This window comes from Pontiella desulfatans, from assembly GCF_900890425.1.
Classification (GTDB): Bacteria; Verrucomicrobiota; Kiritimatiellia; order Kiritimatiellales; family Pontiellaceae; genus Pontiella; species Pontiella desulfatans.
In genome coordinates, this window is record NZ_CAAHFG010000001.1 from 3,987,537 (window position 1) to 4,005,562 (window position 18,026).

The window sequence follows — 18,026 nt, forward strand, 5'->3', positions numbered from 1 at the left end:
TTGAAAAGGTTTAACTGGCTCCCCATGGGAATTGCCGTGCTGGCGATCCTTTCGACTGCGCGAGGACAAACCAACGCCCCCTCGGCCGCGCCCGTGCGCTTTGCTCCGGCCAGTTCATACTACATTCCCCTGGCCGTGGATCCGGCGGTGTTCGACTCGCCCTACAACATTTCCCTTTTCAAGCCACAGTCCGGAGAGGACTCAGCTCGTCTATGGTCGCAAACCAAGTCGCTCTATGTCTACGGCGTCGGCGTCGTCTTGGTCCTGGCCGCCATGCCCTCCGACATCACTGGCTGGGAGACCGAGGATAACATTTTCGAGAAGTGGATAACCAATGTGAAGGAAGGGCCGCGCTGGGACCGCGATGATTGGTATTTCAACTATATTGGCCATACCTATTGCGGGGGCGTGTTCTACCAGGTGGCACGCAAGTCCGGATACCGCCAATGGGATTCCTTTCTCTACGCCACACTACTATCCACCTTCTACTGGGAGTACGGCGTCGAGGCCTTTGCCGAGGTGCCTTCGATCCAGGACTTGGTGGTTACCCCGGTTCTTGGATGGGTCTATGGAGAGTGGGCCTACCAAACCGAAATGGGCATTCGCGGCAACAACAACGAAGTACTGGGGTCGCGGATCCTGGGCGGGGCCTCCCTCTTCCTGCTCGATCCGATCGATTCCCTGGGCAATGGCGTCAACCGCCTGGTAGGTCGCAAATGGATCAAGTCCGGGTATGGATACTTCACCTACCTGCCGGTGGATAACCAGGGCACCACCGATCACCAAGTCTATCTGCACATGAAGTTCCCCATCGGCGCATCCGGCCCATCCGAACCCGATCGAACCAAGCTCATCCAGGCGGCCACCTACGATCCGGTCGACACGGGGATCGTCGGCTTCTCCGTCGGCTCCTCCTACCAGATCATGGACAGCGACTGGAACATGGAGGACGGCTGGTGCACGAAGGCCACCCTGGGGCTCTATTTCACGCCCCGCAGCTCGCTTCGGCTGGCCTACACCTGGGGAAGCCTGGAAGAGAAAGGAACCATACGCAGCAGGACGCATGAAAAATACAGCCTCGACGGACAGTACTATTTAAACCCGAAGGGAAAGGTGCGCCCCTATGTCACCGCCGGTTTCGGCGAGCAGCTTTGGGAGGAAGACACCGCTCAAAAAACCTTCCAGCTCAACGGTGGCCTCGGACTGCACTGGCGGGTGCATCGCAAAATTTCCCTGAATGCCGACTGGATCGGCTTCGTGAGCATGAAGGATGAAACCGTCGACCAAAGCGTAAGCGCCGGACTCACCTACCGCTTCGGGCAGGGCGAGCACTCCAACTGGTATTAGTCCTTCCCCTTGTTTTCCATATCGATTTTCCAAAGCATCTTCTGGGTTTGGTAGACCGTCACAAACAAGGCGAACGTTGCACCGGCCAGCACCATCGGAAGCACGCGCGCAATTTCGAAGCTCCCGGCAAAGGCAATGATCAGCGTGTTGGCGATGATGAAGATCAACCGCACCTCCGTTGGCCCCACGCCCATGTAGGCAATCTTGAACGCGCCGGTCGCCGCGAACGACAGGAACGAATTCACCATGAAGGCGCCGAACAACGCGAGGATGTAGAACAGCAGATACTTGTTGTGGTCCTCCACCATCAACCCATAGCCGATCAGGATCGAGCACAGGAAAAGATAGTCCAGGAAATGATCCATGTAGTAGCCCCACTTGATCAACCCCGTGTTGCGCCGCCGCCCCACCTCGCCGTCGAGCAGGTCGGTGATGTATTGCCCGAAGATCGCAAACGAAACCACCCAGAGAAAATGGATCGAATGGCGCGCCAGGAAACTGAAGAGAATAATGAGCGCGCACCACAGCAAGGTCGTCATCGTCAGGTGGTAGGTCTCGATGCATTTCGGCACCTTGGGCACCAGCCAGTTCTTTAATTTATTCTCGGCATGGGCCAGCAGCCAGGTGCCCTCTTTCTTATCTCCATGAAACGCCATATCAACTCCCCGGGTTCGCGCGAAGCTTCCAGCTTCGGCCGCTTAGCCATGTGAAACGCAAGCACAAACATAAATCAACCGGCACTCCGTTTAATACAATTTTATTAAAGGAAGTGTTTACAAGCAGACAACAAGTGGATACTTGTACCCGCAACACGTTGAAAAAACGTGGGAAGATGAAACCAGGAGATAAAAAAATGGCTGCAAAGAAAACAGCAAAAAAAGCACCGGCCAAGAAAGCCGCTGCGAAGAAAGCACCCGCGAAAAAAGTCGAAGCGAAAAAAGCACCGGCCAAAAAAGCCGTAGCGAAAAAAGCGCCGGCTAAAAAAGCTGCTGCGAAAAAAGCCCCGGCCAAGAAAAAAGCCGCGGCAACGAAAGCCAACAAGGTGAAGTACACTGCCGAGCAGGTTTATTCCATGATCGAGCAAGCTGCCTACTTTGCCGCCGAGAACGACGGGTTCGCCAAAGATCCCGCCGAATACTGGGCTGACGCAGAGGCGTCGATCTACGCCATGGTCAAAGGTTAACCCCGATGGCTACGACGTGAGAAAGGCAGTCCCCCGGGGCTGCCTTTTTTCATTTCCGTTTTCAGGATTAACGCACTTGCCGAATGCGCCCGGTCAGCGACAACTCCGCAACCGATGTGATCTCCACATCGCAAATGGTGCCCACCCGATCTTCCGAGCCATCGAGAACACGCACCGGGAGCTTGCCTTCGGTACGACCGGTCAACGCGCCGTCAACCCGACGGTCCCGACCGTCGATCAACACGCGATAAACCTTGCCGACCATCGCTTCGTTATGCGCCAGCGAAGTCCGCTTCAGCACGTCGCTCAACCGGGCCAACCGTTCGCTTTTCACCTGGGGGGAAATATCATCCTCCCATCGGGCCGAACGCGCGCCGACCCGCGGTGAATATTTCGCAATGTAGGCCATGTTGAATTTCACCCGTTCCATCAACGCGGCACTGTTTTCCAACTGCTCATCGGTCTCGCCACTGAAGCCGACAATGATGTCGGTGAAGATGGTGGCCGTCGGCAGCAGCTCGCGGATGTCGTCGACGATCTTGAGATAGTCTTCAATGCTGTGGTTGCGGTTCATGCGCCGCAGCAGTTTTTCATCGCCGCTCTGCACCGGCAGATGGATCTGCTTCGCAAGGCAATCATAGTCGGCAATCGCTTCGATCACATCGCGGGTCATGTCGCGTGGGTGCGGCGAGGTGAAGTAGAGCCAGAAATCCTTGCCGCTCCGCTGGCCCAGCTCCCCCACCTTGCGCAGCAGTTCGGCAAACGAGATCTCCTCGCCTTTTTTGTCCAGGCCGTAGGAGTTCACATTCTGCCCCAGCAAGGTGATGGCCTTCACATCGCGCTCCACCAGCTTCTTGACCTCGGCGAGAATGTCGTCGCTGGCGCGCGACACCTCGCGCCCACGGGTATAGGGGACGGCGCAATAGGAACAAAACTTATCGCACCCGTTCTGGATCGGAACAAAGGCTTCGAATTCGGAACTGTAGGTCGGGTCGACCTGCCAAAAGTCGGTGCGCTCGTCCTCCCGGTGCAGATCGTTCAGCGGATGCATGGCGGAGAATTCGGTGGCCACGCCGCATTGATGAAGCATGTCGGGCAGCTCCGGCAGCTCGTTCATGCGGAAGACGAGATCGAACAGCTTCAGGAACTTTTTTTCATCCGCCGGGAGAATGCACCCCGAAACAAACGTGACCAAGGGCTTCTTGTTCTTCCATTGGTTCCATTTCTGGATCTTGCTGTAGACCTTGTCGATCGCCTTCTGCCGAACCGAGCAGGCAACCACTCCGATCAGGGTGGCCTCCTCTTCAACCGAGGTCATTTCATAGCCCATGCCCTCGATGACGCTCCGGATCCGCTCCGAATCCGACTGGTTCATCTGGCAACCCAATGTAACGACGCAACACTTCATGATATAAATCTCAGGTTAGCCACAAAGAGGCACAAGAAGCACGAAGACCAGCAGATCGGATTCTTTGTGTTTCTTGTGCCTTTTCGTGGCAATCAAAAATACACTTCCGTATGGATCTGCGCGGTCGTCAGCCCTTTTTCCTGGAGCAGGTCGAAGGCTTCGTAGATCATATCGCAGTTGCCGCACAGAAAGGCGTTGGTGTCGGCGGGAACCTCCAAGGTCTTCAGGTATTCCGTGACCCGCCCCTGGAAATCGCCCCCCTCGTCCCGCGAAACACAATGGAAATATCGATCGCCGTAGAACTCCGCCTCATAGGCCTCATCCCGCTTGGCCGTGCCATGGATCAGTCGATAGTCCAGTTCGGCATAGGATTCCGCAAAACTGTGGTAGGGGGAAATGCCGGTGCCCGTCGCAATGAACAGCAGCGGTTTGCCCCGCAGATCGTCAATCAGCTTAAAATGGCCATAGGGTCCGCCCACGCTCACCGCATCGCCCACCTGCAAATCGCAGAGTTGTTTCGAAACCAAACCATCCTCGACGCGCCGAACCAGCACCTCCAAATGCGCTGCATTCGAACCCGAGTAGACCGAATAGTCGCGGATCTCCTCGTCGCCATCGATGCCGGCACGGATATACTGCCCCGGCTCAAACTCCAACCCGTTGCGCTCAAACCGCAAGACGGAGGTCGATTCCGTCAGGTTTCGGATTTCCAACACTTTGCAGACGGTTCGTTTTTTCTTCTTTAACAACATGATCTTCCTCGCACTCCAAACAGACCTTTTTGGTGCTGTTTGACAAAGTGGGCGTTTATAGGTTCCAGCCTGCGGAAAGTCAAACCGAACACGAGCGATTTAGTCGCTCGGACCCAATCGGCACTCGATTTTCATGGCCCCCGAAACACCGGGAACGGCATTTGTGGAAACGTTGATCCTTCCGCCTTCCACGCTCGGCAACGGTGCATTGGAGCCGGTTGAGAGATCCATCAGCACCGGTGTGTACGTGCGCCCCGACACGGACGGCGTCCATTCGATGATCCACTTTCCGTTTTCAACCACGCTGTTGGTGATTTGCAGGAACGACCGCCCATTGGTCGGAACCGAGCCCGCCACAAACTCCTGCCAAGTGGAAAATTGGTCGCCGTCGGCATCGTTCGTCACAATGGAGGAGAATCCATTAGTCCATCCATGACTGGCCAACCAATGCTCGGGCACGGCCACCGGCGCATTCGTCACGAGGTTTTCGGCAAAGGTTGCATGGATTTCCATGTTCTGGTCGATCCGTTCCAGCAGCAATGTTTCCACGGCGCCGGTTGAAACGCCGTTCACCGTCACGTCGGCAATGTGATACCACTGCGCAGGGGTAATGGCAAAATGGAACGTGTTTGATCCCGGCGAGGCATAGTGCAGTCCCGACGGGCTAATGGATCCATGGGCTCCGGCGGTGGCCATCACGAGCCATTGCGGACCGGCATCCGTCAGCTCAACCTCGATGCGCAGCATACCCATCGACTGCGAAGCCGGAACAATGATGGAGTTGGCCGGCCCCACCACCGAGCCAACTTGCTCGGAGAACGGTTGCCCGAGGGCGGGAGCGCGCATGACGCGGTAGCGGCGGTCTTCGATGGAGGGTGTCCAACTGATCAGCAGGCTACCATCCTGGTTCAGGATCTGCGTGATACGGAAGAACGACGCGGCGTTGGTCGGCGAAGAGCCAGCCACATATTCCTGCCAGACCGCGAAGCCGTCGCCATCAAAATCGTTCGTCACCACGGCATCGAGATTATTCGTCCATCCGAAGCGGGCCAGATAGCGTTCCGGCACGGCCACCGGAGCACTCACCACCAGGTTCAGCGCAAACTCGGCCTGGATGCCCACGTTGGCCGTCACGTTCGAAAGCGTCAACGATTCCACCGCGCCCACCGAAACGCCGTTGGTTTTGACGTCCGCCACGTGATACCACTCATCGGGTGTGATGCTGAAGTGGAACGTGTTCGAGCCCGGCGTCGCATACTGCAAACCCGCAGGCGAAATGCTGCCGTTTGCCCCAGCGAACGCAATCACCGTCCACTGCGGCGGTGCTTCGGAAAGGCCGACTTCAACACGATACATTGCCACATCGTCCATTGTCGAAGCCGTCAACGTATCCGCCGGGCCGTCCAATGTCGCGACCTCCGCATAAGTGCCTCCCGGTTCAGGCGCCCTCATCAACTTGTAACGGCGTCCCGCAACCGAAGGCGCCCACTTGACCAGTACATTCGTACCGGTGGTGTCGATCTCGATGATGCGGAACAGGGATGCCTTGTCGGTCGGCGACGTGCCGGCAACATATTCTTGCCATGCGGCGAAGCCGTCGCCGTCGAAATCGTTGGTGTTGGCGAATTCAAAGTTGTTCGTCCAGCCATATCCAGCCAGCCAAGCCTCGGGTACCGGCACCGGTGCATTGGTCACCATGTTTTGCGCGAAGGTGGCGTGGATCAATCCATTTTCAACGACATTGATGAAGGTGTGCGAAAGCACGGGCCCCAGCGACAGGCCATTGGCAAAGACCTCGTCCACATGCCAATAGTCGTCCGGCACCACCGCGAAGGTTTGGTTTTCGCCCTCGTAGACCGTAACGCTGCCTTCCGGCTCAAGATGGCCGCCCTCGCCCGAGGTCGCCGTCAGCGTATGGCTCGGGCCGGCATCCACCACCGTAAACGCCAGCGCGGGATTCTGCGGCGCCGCGCCGGCAAAGAGCCGGACGCGCCCGTCGGCGGTACCGAGCAGAATATCAGGAACCCCGTCGCCGTTGACATCGGCAACGAATGGACGGCTGCGCGTCCAAGTATCAGGTGTATCGACCAAGGACCAAGCGGTATCGCCGAAGAACGCCCACAGATCGCCATCGGTGTCGCCGCTAACCAAATTAGTCACGCCGTCGCCGTTGAGATCGGTGAACGAAGGTGCGGAACGCCCGGCATCGACCACCGGGCCAACCACGGTTGCCGTGCCATCCAGTCCGATCATCCGGAAGAGGCCGTCCATACCGCCCACGACAATATCATTGGTGCCATCGGCATCATAATCAACCACATCGACCACCGCACGAGCAGAAGCCCCGCTCCAGATTTCTGCACCGGCACCGATCGTCCAGGTGTTGGATTCGATCGCCGAGGTTTCGTAGAGCCAGACGCTGCCGTCGGCCCGGCCCACCACCAGATCGGCCAGTCCGTTTTGCGTTAGGTCGGCCAGGCGGAAACTCAGGCCGAGACAACCGGCTCCCGGAACCGCCAGCGGCGCGCCGTCCACTTCAAGCAATCCCGAATAGACGGGCGCCGGATTGGTGGACGAACCTTCGTTGAGATAGATTTGAATGCGCCCTTCGCTGTTCGTGGTCTTTTCGCCAACCAGCAGGTCGCCCAGGCCATCGCCATCGAAATCGTGCCAAACCGGAGCGGCGTAGCTGTGGACGGAAACCAGCTCTTCATGGTTTCCATAGACCGGAATCCCCAGCTCCGTGTAATCGCCGTCGGCCTCGAGCGAGTTGCCCGCAACGTCTTCGACCAACCGCCCGTCGAGCTGCAACGTCCACTCGCCGAGACCGAGCGTGTTGGTCGGAACCGTCCAAACCAGCGTGTTCGACGCGGAATGCCAGTCGAGATCCTCCAGCGCCGGAACCACCGTCGCGTTGCTCGAAACGATCCGCAGCGCGGCATCGATCAGGCCGTCCGCCATCAACTCCGGCACGTTGACCGTTTCGTCGAAGACCATGGTGGCCGATGCAACGGCGAGATAGTTCGTGGCATCCTTCAGCTCGCCACCAAGGAAGAGATCGACCGTCGGCGGTGTGAGATCAATGGTCAGCGGCAGATCGTTATCGGACGCATTGCCCGCTTCATCCGTGCAGCGCACCGTCAGCTCGAACGCGCCGGCACCGCCGAGGGCCACTGGAATATCCAGCTCCGTATTCACGACGCTTGCGGAAGCCAGCAGGTTCGACCCTTCGAAGATTTCAACCCACAACCCCGTCTCGGGCAACGTGCCGATCACGCTGAAGTTAGTGACCGAAAGAACCGCATCCGATTCCGACAGACCGGTGTCAGGCGAAACGCCCAGCCCCGCGACTGGAAGCGGCGGAGCCGTATCGAGCAGTTTTTCAACCACAGTTACCGTGAACGTGTTCGTTGCCGCAACCGACGGCGCACCGTCGTCCGTTGCAATCACAGAAACAGGAACGCTCTGCCCGACTAGATTGGTCGGCGGACTCCAGTCGATCAAACCGCTAACCGGATCAATATTCATTCCTGCCGGATAGCCGTCATCCAGACCATAGGTAATCGTCTGCGCCGGCACATCATGATCCACCGCGACCGCCGTAACCCGCAGTTCACTTCCGACCGCAACAACCTGCGGATCAATGGCCGTGAGTACCGGAGCCGTATTCACTTCATCAACCGACACCGTGAACCATTGCGATGAAATACCGACCGGCATGCCCGAATCCATTACGGTGACTTGAATCTGCGCATGCGTGCCGCCGTCCAGCTCGCTGGTCTGCCAGCGGATCAAGCCGTCATCATCCACGGTGACGCCCGTGCGGTCCGAAACCACACTGTAGCCCAGTTCCGCGTTGTCGCCATCCGGATCGTCCGCAACAACCTGATAGGTCAACGTTGCGCCCTCGGTAATATTCGTATCCGGAATCAGGGCAATGGACGGAAGCTGGTTGATGATCGATACCGTTGTTACCGCCTCCTGAACCGCGGCTTTGCTTTCAACATTTCCAGCGGTGTCGGTTGCGATACTGTAAAAGGCATACGTCTGCCCGGCTTCGCCTTGGAAGATGGACGAGATGCGCGTGGTGTCGTCCTGCCAGACCGCCCACGGGCCGCCGTTGGTCGAAACCATAATGTCAAAGGTTGCCAGCGCAACATCGTCTGCGCCGCCCCACATGACCGGGATATAGACGCTGCTTGCCGCGGGCAGCGGCTCGACGGAACTGGAAGGCGGCGTGACATCGGCGGCGATTTCGGCATAGCGCAAGGTGTAAACCCCGGTACTGTCGTAATCAAGCAGGTGCAGGTAGTTTTCATAAACCGGCCGCTTGCCCTGGCCGATAAACGTGCGGTCCGTTGTCCACACATTCGTACCGACCGGGATCACCAAACCATCCGAACGTACCACTTCCGCCAACTCGAACAGACCATCCGCCGGGTCGGGGAACCGCAGGTACGTCCAGCCCGTCTGCGCGCCGTTGGTCAGCGCCAACTCCACCATCAGGTTGCCAGCAACTACGTTGGAGCAGCTGGCCCCTTCGCCAAGATATGCAACGTTCGTAACCGTGCCGTCGCTCAGATGGAGGGTATCGCCGATCTGCGCTTCACCCAATTCATAATCCTCATTGGTGAAGAAATCGGGCTGGCCGTCGTCCTGGTCGCCCAGCGCATTCGCCATCCGGATCATTTCATAAATCCGCACCTCTTTGATCAGTGAAATACGCGGATCGCCGAAGCCGTCGAGATGCTCGAACGTGGCTTCATAATCGCTGAAGAAACCGTGCAGGCTCGCCGTCATCCACCACGTTGCGGTTTTACGTTGGGCGGGATCAATATTACCAAAGTCGGCCATCAGCGATGGCGAACGCGCTTCTCCGCCCATTTGCGAGCCGATGATTTCAAAGTCGATCAACAGGCCCTTTTCGTTATCGACAATTTCCGGCTGGGCGGAATTGATGGTTAAATTACGGGCCGCACCGCCGCCTTTGTTTTCAACAACCACCGCCAATGCAAACGGCTCCTTGGCTTCAACCGGGTCGGTATGCGGGTCATCGCTGACGACATCGCGCTGATGGAAATATTTCAAATGCAGCGCCGCATCCGGACGCACGGTGACCGGCACCGGCTGAACCGGAATACTGACCGGCGTTCCGTCCTGCACATAACCGATGGTGCCGCTGATCAGGTATACCGTATCCACGGAAGGCGCGGCGGAATCGCGCGGAATCAGCGTCCACTGAACCGTAGCGTCCGCCCCGAGGCCGAGGGCATCGGAGCCGTCAATTGCACTCAGCCCCTGCATATCCGTTACGCGGATATTAAACCGGTCGTTGGCCGACAGACCGGACGAATCGTGGACATTGAGATCGAACGCAACATGCTGCAACCCTGTTTCCACTTTCTGATTCGACAGCTCCAGCGTTGCCCGGAAAGCCGACCGGGTCATTACCGCCTGCTGATCGATCTTGATCCGCACTTTTGCGCAAACGCCGTCGGAGTCTTCCATCAGGCTGTTTGTAAACTCGGTGAACACCGTTTCAAATTCATCAGCCGGATCGGCATAGCCCTGCTGCCGGCTTTCGGACAGCGCAACATCCATTGCCAGCTCAACGGCAAGCAACTCGTTTTCATCAATAAAGTCAGTCGATTCGCCCGGCGGCACATCCGCCACCGTTTTAATGTTCCGCGCATAATAATCCCACGTCCGGTTAAAGCGCTCCGCGACCGGCATCACAGCGGCCGTCGGGATACCCAACGACACGGCCAGACTTTCGAGCTCGGACATTTCCGCCGCACTGATCACCTCGGCTTCTTCACTGCCGGACTGCATAACTTCGACCAGCTTTCCGTGCCACTCTCTCTGTTCCTCGCTATCCATGGCCATCACGCGTTCGCGGGAGCCCAACAGAATCTGATAACGGGTATAGGTGAGTTCGATTTTTGCCAATGCCGCATCCAGCTCGGCCGATTGGCCGCGCAGTTCCGGCCCGACCACCGAATACCATGGGTCGTACGGACTGGATGAATCAGTTGATAAACTGTCTCCCCCTTTACTGGACGGCGATGTCAGGCAGTCAATCAGCGAGTAATAGCAGAGAAGAGGATTCGTTCCCGGAATACAGCCGATAGCAGCTAGCGCGGCATCTTTGCTCGTCCGGGTGTAAGCGGCCTTACCGGCACCGTAAGCGCAGCCCATCGGCGTAAATCCGATAAAGCATTCAAACGCCCACAGCGGCAGGCAATCGCAATTCAGCTCTCCCACCTCGCTTTCAAACTCCACGCTGTTGATGGAACCGCGTCCACCGCCTCCGCCTCCGTATGCTGCCGCGACAGCTCCACCGCCACAGCCGCCGCCCGCGCCGGACGCCGGAATCGGAACCAGTACCGGAACCTTTATTCCACAGATATATGCATAGCTCACCTTTCCACCGAAACCGCAGCCGCCTCCACTACTGGTGGCAACCTTATAGGCGGATACGTTGTCCGGGCCGGGAACCCCGCCGGTACGCTGAACAACGACCGGAATGATCATGGAACTCTTCGCGGGAATCGTCCCGATCTGTTCGATCAGCGGAGTAACACGGTAATCCGGGTGCGAATTAAATGTAAAGGCGCCCTCCTCGGCATCAATGAAGCCGTGGTTTTCAATCGTGAAATTAATAACCTTCGTCTGCCCCAACTGATCCAGCCCGGAAACATCCAAAACCGATGGTGTAACCGTGACCACCGGCGCGGGCACATTCACCTCGTAAGTCGATTCGATTGAAATCTGATACCGGTCTTCAAATTCGATTTCCTCGACCGACCAACGGTATGTAACGAACTCGCGGGAGATGAATACTTCCGTCCGATTCAGCTCGCCCGCATGAACCTGCAGGTTTTTAACCGACCGCGTATGGTTGGCTGAATCCACCTCAATCGTGTACCAGCCTTCCAGCAACCCATCAAAACGGACGTTGCCGTTGGTGCCGGAAACACCGCTCAAAATTTCTTCAGCCGTGATGGCATCGCGCACAACAACCTCTGCGCCAACCACCGGCGGACTGCCTTCCGCAAAATAGGTGAATTCATCCGTAACCGTTACTTCGAGATCGCCGGTTTCATCCGAAACCACCCTGAACTCAAACGGCAGGTTTTTATTCGATCCATTCGCCGGCACCAGCACCATGTGGCCGGAATGCAGCGTCAGCATTTCGGACGGCCCCGGCTGCAGCAGCAGGGAAACCATTGCAAAATCACCGGGGGCGATCGACGGAACCTGCCCCGTCGAAGCCGGCATCATCCACGAAAGGTCGGGCAACAGCACATTAATGGCGCCGGATTCCAGACCGCCTTCGTTTTTAATGATGAAATTGTACACCTTCGAACCGCCGCGCAGCACGGATGATTTCAGCAGCTCCGGATAAACCACCAGTTTCGGCGTCAGCGGAATCACGTTCAGCAGCACCGGAACATCAATCGTCACGCCCTGCTCCGTTGAAAGCCGAACGGTAAAGCTGTGGGCCCCAGAATAACCGATGTCACCATCGATGGAAACCGACAGCCCGACCGAACTGCCCGCCGTCAGCACGGAATTGGAGAGTACCGCTTCCACCGAGAACCCTGCCGGTGCGCCGACCAACGAAAGGCTCAACCCGGTCAGATCATAAACCGTCGGGTTGCTGACGGAGCCGACCACCGTGGTCGATCCGCCTTCAATAAACACAATCGCGTCCGACGGGAAGTCCGGCAATACGGTCAGGATGGCAAAGGTGTCTTGCGTCGGAGCCTCCGAAAGCCCCGGATGGCAAGCCCCCACTTCATAGTCGCCGCCCTCGTTCGGAAGCGGCGTCCATTCCAGTTCATAATCCCCGTTCGCATCCGTGACCGCCGAAACCACCCGCTCGGCTCCGCCGACGCGGATATGCAGGTTCACCGTAACGAACGGTGCTTTTGTTCCGCCGCTGCGGACGGCTGAACCGTAGAACAGGATCGGGGTGTTTGCCGGAATCAGTTCCGCATCGGTCTGAACCGTAACCGACCACGGAATACCCACGGTGAGCGGCTGCCCATAAATCTTCGCGTTGTTCCATTCAACCAGTTCGTCGACCGAAAGCCCGGCATCTGCAATCACAAACAAGCTGTATTCGCCTGCCCCTTGCGGCGCACGGACATTAATGGTTTTTTCGATGCTTCCGCCCGCCGGCATATCCTGCACCATCACATCCTGCGCGAGCAGGATATTGCCGTCTGCAACACCGTCCTGCGCAAGGAAAATACGCTGGACAAAGCTTTCGTCCGAAAGCCCGGAGCCGCGGTTTTCCAGCCAATAGGTCACATCAAAGGTTTCGTCTGATTCAAGGTCGGTTTCGGATGCAATTGCACTGATCACGAAGTCGGGCTTGATTTCGTCCGTAACCACCAGCGTCAACTGGGCCGGGCCATAGTTCGTGGCCGATGCCGTAACCAGCACCGACCGTGTTCCGTTCGTTCCATCAAGCCCGATCATGCTGACCGGCAGATCGGTAACGCCGTTGGAAAGAACCGCCGAAACCGGCAGTTCCAGCTCGCCCGGCCGGTCAACCGAAAGGGTAACTTCAACCGGATTGTTGGTTGCGCCGCCCCGACGCAGCACCACCAACTGGTTGGTTTCGCCCTCGAAGATCCAGCCTTTGCCATACTGCAGCTCAAGCGTCGGCCCTTCATCGTCGCCGACTTCCAGCGATTGAACCGAGGTCTGGATGATCGCGGAATCGTCTATCCGGATTTCCCCGCTGATCAGCGTGATTTGCGATCCGTCGAGCAGTTCATCATCCACCGCACCGATCAGGAAATCGGCAAAACTTTCGTTGGCCGGAATCACCACCGACTCCGGCACATCCGCCGCTGTCGGATCACTGTTGGTCAGCCAGACCGTCAGCGGTTCCGTTGAAGTAATCGACCGCTCGATCCGCCCAACCACGGCATTCGGCCCGGCGGATTCCGGAACAATCGTCCGGCTCAGCGAAAGGCTGATCCCCGGCCAATCATCATCCACGAGCGTAACGGTTGTTTCTGCCGACACCGCACTAGGCGCGGAAACCGTAATACGGACATCGATAATATCCTCAATCGTCTCATCATCCAGTCCGGTGATCTCAAATGCAGCACTTGTCTGGCCTGCCGGAATAACTGGCGCCGCACCGGGTTGCACCTGCGACAGATGCGATGAACCAACGGTTACGGTTAAGTCGCTGCTACGTGCACGCTGCACCGAAACCGTGCCGACCAGCGTCATCCCTTCAAACAGTGCATCGTCAATCAGCACCGAAAGAACCGGCTGCGGTTCCAGCGTAACGGTATTGGCCTGTATGGTGGTATTCGTTCCGGCGGCGGTCACGCTGACCTGCAGTTCATAGTCCCCCGAAGGCAGGCTGGTTACCGGCAGGCTTGCGGTTGAACCGTTCGACAACACCGTCCAGCTTCCGGTGCCCACTTCGCGCATTTTAAATTCGATCGCACCAATACCGTCGGCATCGCGGGCCTCCACCGCCAACGTTGCATCGCGGTCAATCACTAGTCCGTTCGCGATGGCCACGCTATTCGCGGTGAAGGATTGAATGACCGGAGGCAGGCGCAGGGTTTGCGAGGCTTCGGCGGGCCAATAGCTTTCGTTTCCGTCCTGAATGGCGGCCACGCGGACGGTACCGCCCTGGATGACGGAGAGGCTATTGCTGTTGACGATCTCCGCGGTCTGGCTGGGAGTGACGGTGTACCGAACGGGAAGACCGCTCGATGCCGTGGCGCTTAGCGGGATCAATGCAGGGCCGGGCACGATGGGGACGAATGTGATGGCTTGGCCAACCTTGAAGACCTGGATCGATTCCACCACCGGATCGGTGTCGCCGAGGATATTGACCGTGGAGACGGCGAACCAATCGTTTTCGACCTCGGCCAAAGACCCGAGTACCACGCGGGTGGTTAGCGACGTTGCGACGGGTACCATGGAGGCAATGTTGCCGATGGCCGAGGTGGAACGATAGATTTCGTAGCGTTGCACAAACTGCGAGGGTTCGGCGGAATCCCATTCGATTTCCACTTGTCCATCACGTTCGGTCAGATAGAGGTTTCCGGGATTCGGCAACCAAGTGACGCCGAGGATGGTGGAGCTGCCGTTGTCGATGTCGAAGATATCGACGGCGACGATGCGGAAGTTGTAGCCGTGGGCGGCGAGCAGGTTGGTGGCGGCATAGGAGAGCGTGCCGACCGGGAGCCATTCGGGTTCGGCGCTGCCGCCGAAATAGACTTCGAAGTGGTCGAGGAAGCCGGTGCCCTCTTCGGGCGGATCCCACGTGAAGACCATGGAATCGGGGCCGGCCTCGACGGCCAGGTTGCGCACGGCACCCACGCCGCCGACGGAGGCCTGGCAGGAGACGGAGTAGACCGCCGGATCATAGTTGCCGCCCGCATCTTCGCCCACAACGGCCACATAGAAGATGCCGCCGCTGTCGAGTCCTCCGAGCGTATACGAAAGCCTGCCGCCGTCAATCGTTTCGAACGGCTCCATGCCGGACACGTCTTCGAAATAGGTGTCGGCGACATAGATGCGGTATGACGTCAGGTCGTTTTGCGCCAGCTCATTGTAGAGGGGCCACGCAAGCTCAACCGCCTGATAAGCTTCAGTCGATGTGATCGCCGTAAAACCGCTGCCGATACCCGTGACCGGTGCAGGCGCAACGGCATCGGCCACCACAATCGAGAGTTCCCGCGAGATGACTTCGGAATAGGTGTTCGAATCGGTTGCACCGACAAACAGGCCGACTTCGCGCGACACAAGCTCTCCAGTAAATACATAGGCCGCCGAATAGACGATTCCGTAATCCTGGTTGCCAAGTCCGTCTACGGGCACCACGGCAAAATAGTGCGTTTGCCAGGCCGGCAAACCGTCGAGCATCACAACCTGGGTTCCCGCCATAACGTTGGTATAAACCGACAGGGTCGATACATCCGTGAAGGGTTGGTCTGAATAGTAGATGTCGTAGCGCACGATATCGCGTTGGGCCAATTCGTTATAGGCACTCCAATCCAGCTCAACGCTTTCCCCGGTCGGACTGGTGGAGACCACGAGATCGGGAATGCGGTCGGGCGGCCCGGCGGCATCAACCACGATGCTGAGTTCCCGGGAGACCACCTCAGGCAGGGAGAGATCGCCGTGGCCATTGAAGAGGGAAATCTCGCGGGAAACCACTTCGGCGCCGAGCACATAGGATGCGGTATAGGTGTAGGCGGGATCGTAGTTGCCCTGCGCATCGACCGGAACCACGACAAAGAAATGATCCTGCCATTCGGTTAGCCCGGTGAAAAGCAACGAGAGCTGCCCGGCGGGAATATTGGTGTAGGCGGTCATGCCCGAAATATCGGTGATGGCGGTGCTGGAATAGTAGATGGCATAGTAGACGACATCCCTTTCGGCCAACTCGTTATAGCTACTCCAATCCAGTTCGACCTCGCTGCCCGTTGGACTGGAAACAATGCCGAGGGTGTCGATCGCCGCGGGAGGTTCGTCGGAGGAGATAAGGATGCTGATTTCGCGGGAGAGGGTTTCGGGGGCTTCGTTGGAAAAGGCCTGCCCGATAAAGAGGGTGCATTCGCGGGAGGCGATTTCCTTCCATTCGTTGGTCGATCCTGCCCCCACGAAGAGCGATGTTTCGCGGGAGACCACCTCGCGCAGGAGGACTTCACCGAACGACGAAAATGCAAGAAAGGCCCAGACAGCTAACATGCAAACGCGCAACGCGCTGCTTCTTGAAGCCTGCCAAAAAGTTCTACCCGAAATCATCCGGCGCATCTCCCTGCAAGGTTGCGCTTCCGGCCAAAAGACCGGAAGCAGGCATGCGCTACGGACGGACGACCCGGACTTGCACCGCCGAATAGCCAATTTTCACCGTGGGCTGGGCGATCCAGCGCAGTACCAGGGGATCGAGATTGTTCGTTGCGGACAGCGTTGCGGCATATTGTGCATAGGTCCCGCTGTGGCGTGGAGTTAGGCGCACGAGCACCTGCGAAGCGGACTCAACGTTGGTGGTTTCCACCACGATTTGCGTGCTGTTGGTTTGCGGCAGGGCGGCATCGGCCCCATAGGCTCCGAACGATGCCCGAGGATCGCCGGGAATCGAAACACCTCCGACGGAAACAATGCGTACTTCGGGTGCTCCGGCAGGCGGCCACAGCAACGCGGTTGCACCGGACTCCAGCCCGAGGACACTCGGGTCGGGCGAAATGGAAAAATTGCCGTCATTGGTTACGCGTTCGACGCGGATGCGGCCTTCACCGCCATCCCAATATGCAGTGTTCCCATATGCAATTATGCTTCCTGTTCCCGATAGGCTGTCGGACACCAACCGGATGCCGCCGCCGCTTCCGGAACCGGAATCTTCTGCGTTATAGCTTATGCCTGCACCTCCGATTGCCCGAATGGTTCCGTTCAGGGTGATGGCCTGTGTTGCGGCAATTAAGATGGCACCACCACCCGCCCCGCCGCAATCGCCAGAGTTGCTTCCCGCACCGCCGGAACCGCCGATGAGCGGAATGAGCGACGGGTTGCCATAGGCTGCCGCCGTGTTGTTTTCACCCACGGTGCCATAGCTGCCCCCCGCGCCATGGGTGTAGGAGAAATCCGTCCGGCCGCCGCCGACGCCTAGACCGGCGGAACGGCTAAGACCTGTGGCATCGCCCAACCCCCCGCGGAATCCACCAGGCCCGCCTTCGGCATGGATGTTGGAATATCTGGGCATGCTGCCCTGCCCATCCAAATTGACTGTTCCTAAAATGGTTACATCCCCGTTGACCAGCCAGACGACCGGCGCGCGGCTCGGATGGTTGGCAAACGTCAACGTGGCGCCGTTGGTGACGACCACGCTGGAATATTTAAAGACGACCGCCCACTTGTTGGAGTCGTATACGCCATTGCCCGTGCCCGCGTCGTCCCACGCGCCCGTGGTGGCCAGCGAAAGATCGATCTGCGTGTTTTCCGTGATGAGCAACGCGCCGTCCGAACCATCCGCCCCCGGCACCGTGATCGCCGCCTGCGCAACCGTGGCACCCAGCGCCAGAACCAATCCGATTATGATTTTCCAGTTTTTCATCTCATGTCTCCTTCGTTAATGCCTGCATCAAAACACACCCTTTTTGAGCCTACGGCCAAGCCAAAACAACCTACGTTTAATAATTCTATTCCCCCGCACTGGCAATCATAATTTCTTATATATCATTTCACATATTGGCTTATAATGATTCTCACCTATTCCAATATGCACCCTTAACCAAAGAACGCATCATTGAACCGAGAACCGTTCCCAAACCCAAAGAACAACAAA

At 57.9% G+C, this 18,026-nt stretch carries 7 protein-coding genes; 2 read left to right on the plus strand and 5 right to left on the minus strand.

Annotated features, from left to right (window positions below; genetic code table 11):
• Complete coding sequence (locus tag E9954_RS14050) at nt 1-1,347, plus strand: DUF3943 domain-containing protein (protein WP_136079781.1); 1,347 nt, start codon at nt 1-3, stop codon at nt 1,345-1,347.
• Here the strand turns inward: E9954_RS14050 and E9954_RS14055 are convergent.
• Nucleotides 1,344-2,003, minus strand: a complete 660-nt coding sequence (locus tag E9954_RS14055) for a CDP-alcohol phosphatidyltransferase family protein (protein WP_136079782.1) — start codon at nt 2,001-2,003, stop codon at nt 1,344-1,346. The two genes, E9954_RS14050 and E9954_RS14055, sit on opposite strands and share 4 nt — an antisense overlap.
• A 197-nt stretch (nt 2,004-2,200) precedes the next feature.
• Here E9954_RS14055 and E9954_RS14060 point away from each other — a divergent pair, with 197 nt between their 5' ends.
• A complete protein-coding gene (locus E9954_RS14060; protein ID WP_187357952.1) occupies nt 2,201-2,530 on the plus strand; it encodes a DUF2934 domain-containing protein in 330 nt (109 codons plus the stop codon).
• Nucleotides 2,531-2,597: 67 nt separating this feature from the next.
• Here E9954_RS14060 and miaB read toward each other — a convergent pair whose 3' ends face one another.
• The 4 genes from miaB to E9954_RS14080 all read right to left on the minus strand — a co-directional run bounded on the left by miaB (nt 2,598) and on the right by E9954_RS14080 (nt 17,795).
• On the minus strand, nt 2,598-3,938 hold the full coding sequence (gene miaB / locus E9954_RS14065) for a tRNA (N6-isopentenyl adenosine(37)-C2)-methylthiotransferase MiaB (RefSeq protein ID WP_136079784.1): 1,341 nt from the start codon (nt 3,936-3,938) through the stop codon (nt 2,598-2,600).
• 92 nt (nt 3,939-4,030) lie between these two features.
• Nucleotides 4,031-4,690, minus strand: coding sequence for a ferredoxin--NADP reductase (locus E9954_RS14070; protein ID WP_136079785.1), 660 nt, complete (start codon nt 4,688-4,690; stop codon nt 4,031-4,033).
• A 99-nt stretch (nt 4,691-4,789) separates the two neighbouring features.
• Nucleotides 4,790-16,432 (minus strand): CARDB domain-containing protein, encoded by an 11,643-nt coding sequence (locus E9954_RS14075; protein WP_168442257.1) that lies wholly within the window; start codon nt 16,430-16,432, stop codon nt 4,790-4,792.
• Nucleotides 16,433-16,547: 115 nt separating this feature from the next.
• Nucleotides 16,548-17,795 carry a hypothetical protein gene (locus tag E9954_RS14080; RefSeq protein WP_136079787.1) on the minus strand — a complete coding sequence of 416 codons (1,248 nt, stop codon included), beginning with the start codon at nt 17,793-17,795 and terminating at the stop codon, nt 16,548-16,550.
• Between the last annotated feature and the right edge of the window lie 231 nt (nt 17,796-18,026).